Source organism: Arthrobacter sp. Dra40, assembly GCF_059091905.1.
This window is the reverse complement of the sequence record NZ_JBNHHB010000262.1, coordinates 1-6225: the sequence shown is the minus strand read 5'-3', so window position 1 is coordinate 6225 and position 6225 is coordinate 1. Positions and strand designations below refer to the sequence as shown.

At 66.3% G+C, this 6225-nt stretch carries 5 protein-coding genes and 1 riboswitch; of the genes, 4 read left to right on the top strand and 1 reads right to left on the bottom strand.

Going from position 1 to position 6225, the window contains the following annotated elements:
- Positions 1-251, top strand: a 251-nt coding sequence (locus AC5RWT_RS33300; protein ID WP_494083949.1) for a hypothetical protein, incomplete at its 5' end; no start/stop codon positions are given.
- Between the two features lie 51 nt (positions 252-302).
- On the opposite strand, the gene AC5RWT_RS33295 is transcribed toward AC5RWT_RS33300, so the two are convergent.
- The gene (locus AC5RWT_RS33295; RefSeq protein WP_494083948.1) at positions 303-452 is read right to left on the bottom strand and encodes a hypothetical protein; all 150 of its coding nucleotides are present in this window, start codon (positions 450-452) and stop codon (positions 303-305) included.
- A 29-nt stretch (positions 453-481) separates the two neighbouring features.
- Positions 482-605: riboswitch (SAM riboswitch) on the bottom strand.
- 207 nt (positions 606-812) lie between these two features.
- Here AC5RWT_RS33295 and AC5RWT_RS33290 point away from each other — a divergent pair.
- From AC5RWT_RS33290 to gap, 3 genes are all read left to right on the top strand, one after another.
- On the top strand, positions 813-4412 hold the full coding sequence (locus AC5RWT_RS33290; RefSeq protein WP_494083947.1) for a TM0106 family RecB-like putative nuclease: 3600 nt from the start codon (positions 813-815) through the stop codon (positions 4410-4412).
- Between the two features lie 159 nt (positions 4413-4571).
- Complete coding sequence (locus AC5RWT_RS33285; protein ID WP_494083946.1) at positions 4572-5198, top strand: superoxide dismutase; 627 nt, start codon at positions 4572-4574, stop codon at positions 5196-5198.
- A 75-nt stretch (positions 5199-5273) separates the two neighbouring features.
- The coding region (gap, locus tag AC5RWT_RS33280; RefSeq protein ID WP_494083945.1) for a type I glyceraldehyde-3-phosphate dehydrogenase at positions 5274-6225 on the top strand (952 nt) is incomplete at its 3' end.

Genomic DNA, 6225 nt, shown 5'->3' with positions numbered 1-6225 from the left:
CGGGTTTTCGTGTCTCAGCTCGGCGACGACGTCGGTGTCCAGCAGCAGCCCGCGTGCCCGCCGCGGGCCGGCAGCATCCGTTCGCTGCGGCGCCGGCCCTGTGTGCGTTGGCGCTGGGCGCGTTGGCGCTGGGCGCTTTGGCGCCGGCACTGGGGGCGTTGGCGCCGGGGGCTTTGGTGCCGGCACTGGGGGCGTTGGCGCTGGCCCTGCGGGGGTACCCGCAGACCGTGGCGGCGTCGATGCCGGCCTAGGGGGCGTTGGCGCAGACCCTGACGTCAGTGGTGTCCGCTTGGCGTGTGTGATCATCGCGCCGCGGCGAGAGCGGCCTGCTGTCCGCGGGTGGGCGGAGCTGCAGTCAGCAGGAAATCCACGAAGGCTTCCCTCGCTGCGGAGACCTGTTCATAGTCGGCCAGACTCAAAACCTGGAGTTGCGGGGCGTTGGCAGTTTCCATGGCAACCGGCGCCGGGCGCCGTGTCCTTTCCCGTGCTCTTGCCCGCATCGGTAGCCAGTGGCTGATGCAGGCCGCTTCGTCATCCGAACCACCCAACGAGCGTGGGGTTGGTATGCGGCCAAAGTCGGAGCTTGGCGGCCACAATTCTTGAAGCTCTTGGAAGTATAGCCACCACTTCCGCCACCGCCGCAGAGACACCGGTCACATCGCGTAACAGGCCAGCTGCCACTGGGCCGATCGCCAAATTGTCAGGACCGCCAGGTACACCTGTAATTGCCGGCAGGCACCGGCCGGCGGCGGGTTATCGTTGGGGGAACCTGCCGCCGGCCGGGTTGGCACCACCTGCCAAAAGGAGGCATTGTGTTTCTGCTCGACTCCGAAACCGACGGGGCCGACCGGGACCTGGTCTACACGGCCAGCGATCTGGTCATCGCCGCCGAGTGCGAGTACCAGTTGCTGCGCCGACTGGATGAGAAGTTGGGGCGTTCCCCGGCGGCGGACTTCGGCCGCAACGAGATGCTGGAGCGCACGGCGGAGTTGGGCGATGTCCATGAACACCGCGTACTGCAGGAGTTCCGCGACACCTTCGGCGCGGGTGTGGTCGAAATCGCCGAAACCCGCAGTTACACACGCGGGGACCTGCAGGCCAAGCACGAAGAGTCGATCGCGGCCCTGCGCTCCGGAGCCGATGTGGTCTTCCAAGCGTCCTTTTTCGACGGCCGCTTCCATGGACGGTCGGATTTCCTGGTCAAAACCAATAACGACGGCGGTGCTCCCGCTTACGCGGTGTACGACACCAAGCTGGCGCGCCATGCCAAGGTCACCGCACTGCTGCAACTGGCGGCCTACGGAGACCAGCTTCTCCAGGCCGGCATCGCAGCGGCACCGACGGTGACGCTGGTGCTCGGCGACGGCCGACGCAGCGACCACAGCCTGACCGACTTGCTGCCGGTTTTCCGCGAACGCCGCAGCAGGTTCCTCGACCTGGTGGCCGCACACCGCCAGCAGCCGGAACCAGTCCGCTGGGGCGACGAAAGCGTGACCGCTTGCGGCCGCTGCGACTACTGTGCCGAACAGGTTCAGCTGCACCGCGACCTGCTGCTGGTGGCGAACATGAGCACGCTCCGCCGCCGCAAACTCCGCGCAGCCGGAATCAAAACCATCGACCAACTGGCCGCCCTGGAACTGCCCCCGAGTGAATCGCCCGAGGGCGCGCTGGCGCGACTGCGCGACCAGGCCCGGATGCAGACCGGTTTTTCCGAGCCGGATGGCCGCGTCAGCTACCGGAAGGACGGCGAGGAACACACCGTTGCCTACCGCGTCCTGGAGCAGAACACCCTGTCCCGCCTGCCGGTGCCGGATCCTGGTGACATCTTCTTCGACTTCGAGGGAGACCCTCTTTGGCAGGACGCGGACGGCGTATGGGGTTTGGAGTACCTTTTTGGAGTGGTGGAAAATCCACCCGCCGCTGGCGTCGCGCCGCCGTTCAAACCTTTTTGGGCGCACAGCCGGGCCGGCGAGCGGCAGGCGCTGACGGCCTTCCTGGATTATGTGGCCGAGCGGCGGCGCCAATACCCGGGACTGCACATCTACCACTACGCCAACTACGAGAAGGCGGCGCTGCGCCGGCTATCGCTGCAGCATCTGGTGGGCGAGGAAGCAGTGGACGATCTGCTGCGCGAAGGCATCCTGGTAGATCTGTACGACACGGTTCGGCACAGCCTGCGGATCTCGGAAAACTCCTACAGCATCAAGAAGCTCGAGCCGTTGTACATGGGAGACAATCTGCGCTCCGGCGACGTCAAAGACGCCGGAGCCTCAGTGGTTGCCTACGCCCACTACTCTGCGGCGCGGGATGCCGGGAAGGATGCCGAAGCGGAGACGGTCCTGAAAAGCATTGCAGATTACAACGAATACGACTGCCTGTCCACGTTGGAACTGCGCAATTGGCTCCTGCGGCTGGCGGCCGAACGCGGCATTGACCCGGGGCGCAGCGCCCCCGCGACGGCTGCCTTCGCCGGTGTGCCGTCGGAGGCCGAGGACGAGCCAGTGGCGCCGGATGAACGGCGTCTGCTGGACTACCTGTCGGCAGCCGCCGAACAGGCCGCCGGCCGAAACGAGCCGCTGACCGCCGACGACCAGGCCGTTGCCATGGTCGCGGCCTCGGTCGGCTACCACCGGCGCGAGGAGAAGCAGTACTGGTGGGCGCATTTCGATCGGCTGGATGCCCCGGTGGAGGACTGGGCGGATACCCGCGATGTCTTCACGGTTGATGCCGCCCACGTGGTTTCCGAGTGGGAAAAGCCGACGCCGCGCAGCAACCCGGTCCGCTTGCTGAGGCTCACCGGCAGGCTGGCTCCGGGGTCCACGATCAAGGAGGGCAGCCTGCTCTGCCGCCTCTACGACCGGCCCTACCCGGCGTTTCTGCGCGACCAGAGCGACGGCGTCAACCACCGCGCGTTCTGGTTCGGTGCCGAAGTGTTGGAACTCGGTGCTGACGGCGCGAAGGACACGCTCTTGCTGAAGGAGCGGCTGCCGCGCGCTGCGGACGAATACTCCGAGTTCCCGGTGGCCTTGACGCCGGACAAGCCCGTGCCCACAACCTCTATCCGCCAGGCGCTCGCCGACATCGCCGAAGCGCTCGCCAACGCCCTCCCCGGCTTCCCGGCCGAACCGGCCTTGGACCTCCTGCGCCGGCTCCCGCCGCGGCTGGCAACCTTGGAAGAACTGCCCGAGGTCCAGAACCACCCGGACGGCTACGTGGATGCGATCACCGCCGCCGTCGGGGACCTGCAGGACTCCTATCTGGCGGTTCAAGGGCCCCCGGGCACCGGCAAGACGTACGTCGGTTCGCACGCCGTCGCCCGGCTGGTGGCACGGGGCTGGAAGGTTGGCGTCGTCGGCCAGTCACATGCCGTGGTGGACAACATGCTGCGCGCTGCCATCGAGAAGGCCGGCGTACCGGCGGAACTGGTTGCCAAGAAACCTAACGGCGACCATGATCTGCCATGGCCGAACCGGGGCGCTGAAGACGTGGCACGGTTGCTCGAAGCCCCGGGCGGGGCACTGGTCGGGGGCACGGCATGGACCATGACGGGCTCGACTGTCCCGCCGAAGTCGCTGGATCTGCTGGTCATCGACGAAGCCGGTCAATTCTCGCTGGCGAACACCTTGGCTGTTTCCCGCGCCGCAAAGCGCCTGCTGCTGCTGGGAGATCCGCAGCAACTGCCCCAGGTGACCCAGGGTACGCACCCGGAGCCTGTTGATGAGTCCGCACTCGGTTGGCTCTCCGCGGGCCATGCCACCCTGCCGCCGGAACTGGGCTATTTCCTCGCCCGGAGCTGGCGCATGCACCCGGACCTCTGCCGGGCCGTCTCCGTCTTGGCCTACGACGGCCGGCTTGAGTCGACGCCGGCCGCGGCCACCCGGCAACTGGAGGGAGCACCGCCTGGGGTGGAGTGCGTTTACATAGACCATCAGGGCAACGCCACATCGTCGCCGGAAGAAGCCGTCGAAGTTCTTGCCCAGGTCCGACGGCATGTGGGCCTGTTGTGGCGAGAAGACAACGCGGTCGCCCCGCGTCCGCTGGACGGGACGGACATCCTCGTGGTGGCTCCCTACAACGCGCAGGTCCAGCTGATCCGTTCGGTGCTGGACCGAGCCGGCCTGCAGGACGTCCGAGTCGGCACGGTAGACAAGTTCCAAGGCCAGGAAGCGCCCGTCGTGATCGTTTCCACGGCCGTGTCTGCTCCGGCCGAAGCACCTCGGGGCATGGAATTCGTGCTGAACCGCAACCGCAACAACGTCGCGGTATCGCGTGGCCAGTGGCGCGCAGTCATCGTACGCTCGCGCGCCTTGACCGATTACTTGCCCACGAGGCCCGCCGGTTTGGAAGAGCTGGGCGCCTTTTTGGGGCTTTGCCAGGGCGCGGATCGGTGCCGGCCGGGCCTGAGCTCATAGCTAGTCGAAGGTCATACCAGCTGTCCGGCTGCGGCGCCGGGCGCGGACATGCTTGAATGAGAAAGGCAGCCCGGCGGGATAACCCTGCGGTACCCGTGCCGGGTGGAAGTGTGCACCTAGTAGTTTCCGCACAGTAATTCCGACGAGAAGAGGAAGAACATGAGCAAGTACGAACTGCCCGAGCTCGATTACGATTACGCAGCCCTGGAGCCGCATATCTCGGCCCGGATCATGGAGCTGCACCACTCCAAGCACCACGCCACCTACGTGGCCGGCGCGAACACCGCGCTGGAGCAGCTGGCTGAGGCCCGCTCCAAGGGCGAATTCGGCAACGTGCCGAAGCTGTCCAAGGACCTGGCCTTCCACCTGGGCGGCCACACCAACCACTCGATCTTCTGGAAGAACCTCTCCCCGGAAGGCGGCGACAAGCCCACCGGCGAGCTGGCGTCCGCCATCGATGAGTACTTCGGCTCCTTCGACGCGTTCCGCGGCCACTTCGGCGCCGCCGCGCTGAGCCTGCAGGGCTCAGGCTGGGCCGTGCTGGCCTACGAACCGCTCGGCGGCAACCTGGTCATCGAGCAGCTCTACGACCAGCAGGGGAACATCCCGGTGGGCACCATCCCGCTGCTGATGCTGGACATGTGGGAGCACGCCTTCTACCTGGACTACGTCAACGTCAAGGCTGACTACGTCAAGGCCTTCTGGAACATCGTCAACTGGGCCGACGTCGCCGCCCGCTTCGACGCCGCCCGCACCGGCGCTTCGGCGCTGATCACCCCGGCCTAGCAGACCGGACCACCCACGGCACGGACCGGTGGGAAGCCACCACGGGTCACGGCCACATCCATGAGGCAGAAGCACATGACTACTCGAGTTGGTATCAACGGATTCGGCCGGATCGGACGCAGCTACTTCCGCGCCCTGCTGGCTCAGGACTCAGACTTGGAAATCGTGGCGGTCAACGATCTGACCGACGCGGATACGCTGGCCCACTTGCTTAAATACGACAGCGTGCTGGGCGTGCTGGCGGAAACGGTGGAAGTTGACGCCGGCAACCTGATCGTGGGCGGCCGCAAGGTCAGCGTCCTGTCCGAGAAGGACCCGGCCTCCCTGCCGTGGGGCGATCTTGGCGTCGACATCGTGATTGAATCCACCGGCCGCTTCAACAAGGGCGGCGGCGCCCGCAAGCACCTTGACGCCGGTGCCAGGAAAGTCCTGATCTCGGCTCCGGCCAAAGACGAGGACATCACCATCGTCATGGGCGTCAACGACAGTGAGTACGACGCCGGCTCCCACCACCTGATTTCGAACGCCTCCTGCACGACGAACTGCCTGGCACCGTTGGCCAAGGTGCTGGACGAGAAGTTCGGCATTGAACACGGGCTGATGACCACGATCCACGCCTACACCGCCGACCAGAACCTGCAGGACGGGCCGCACCGGGACCTGCGGCGCGCCCGGGCGGCAGCCATTAACCTGGTGCCCACATCCACCGGTGCCGCGAAGGCCATCGGGCACGTGCTCCCGCAGCTCCAGGGCAAGTTGGACGGTTTCGCCGTCCGCGTTCCGGTGCCCACCGGTTCGATGACCGACCTCACGGTAACCGTGTCCCGCGCAGCCGACGTCGAAGAGGTGAACGCCGCGTTCAGGGAGGCCGCCGCCGACCCGCACTGGGCCGGGATCCTCACCTATACGGAGGCCCCCATCGTGTCCTCGGATATCGTCACAGACCCGGCCTCTTCGATCTTCGACTCGGGACTGACTAAGGTTATGGGTAATCAGGTGAAAGTTGTTGGCTGGTACGACAACGAGT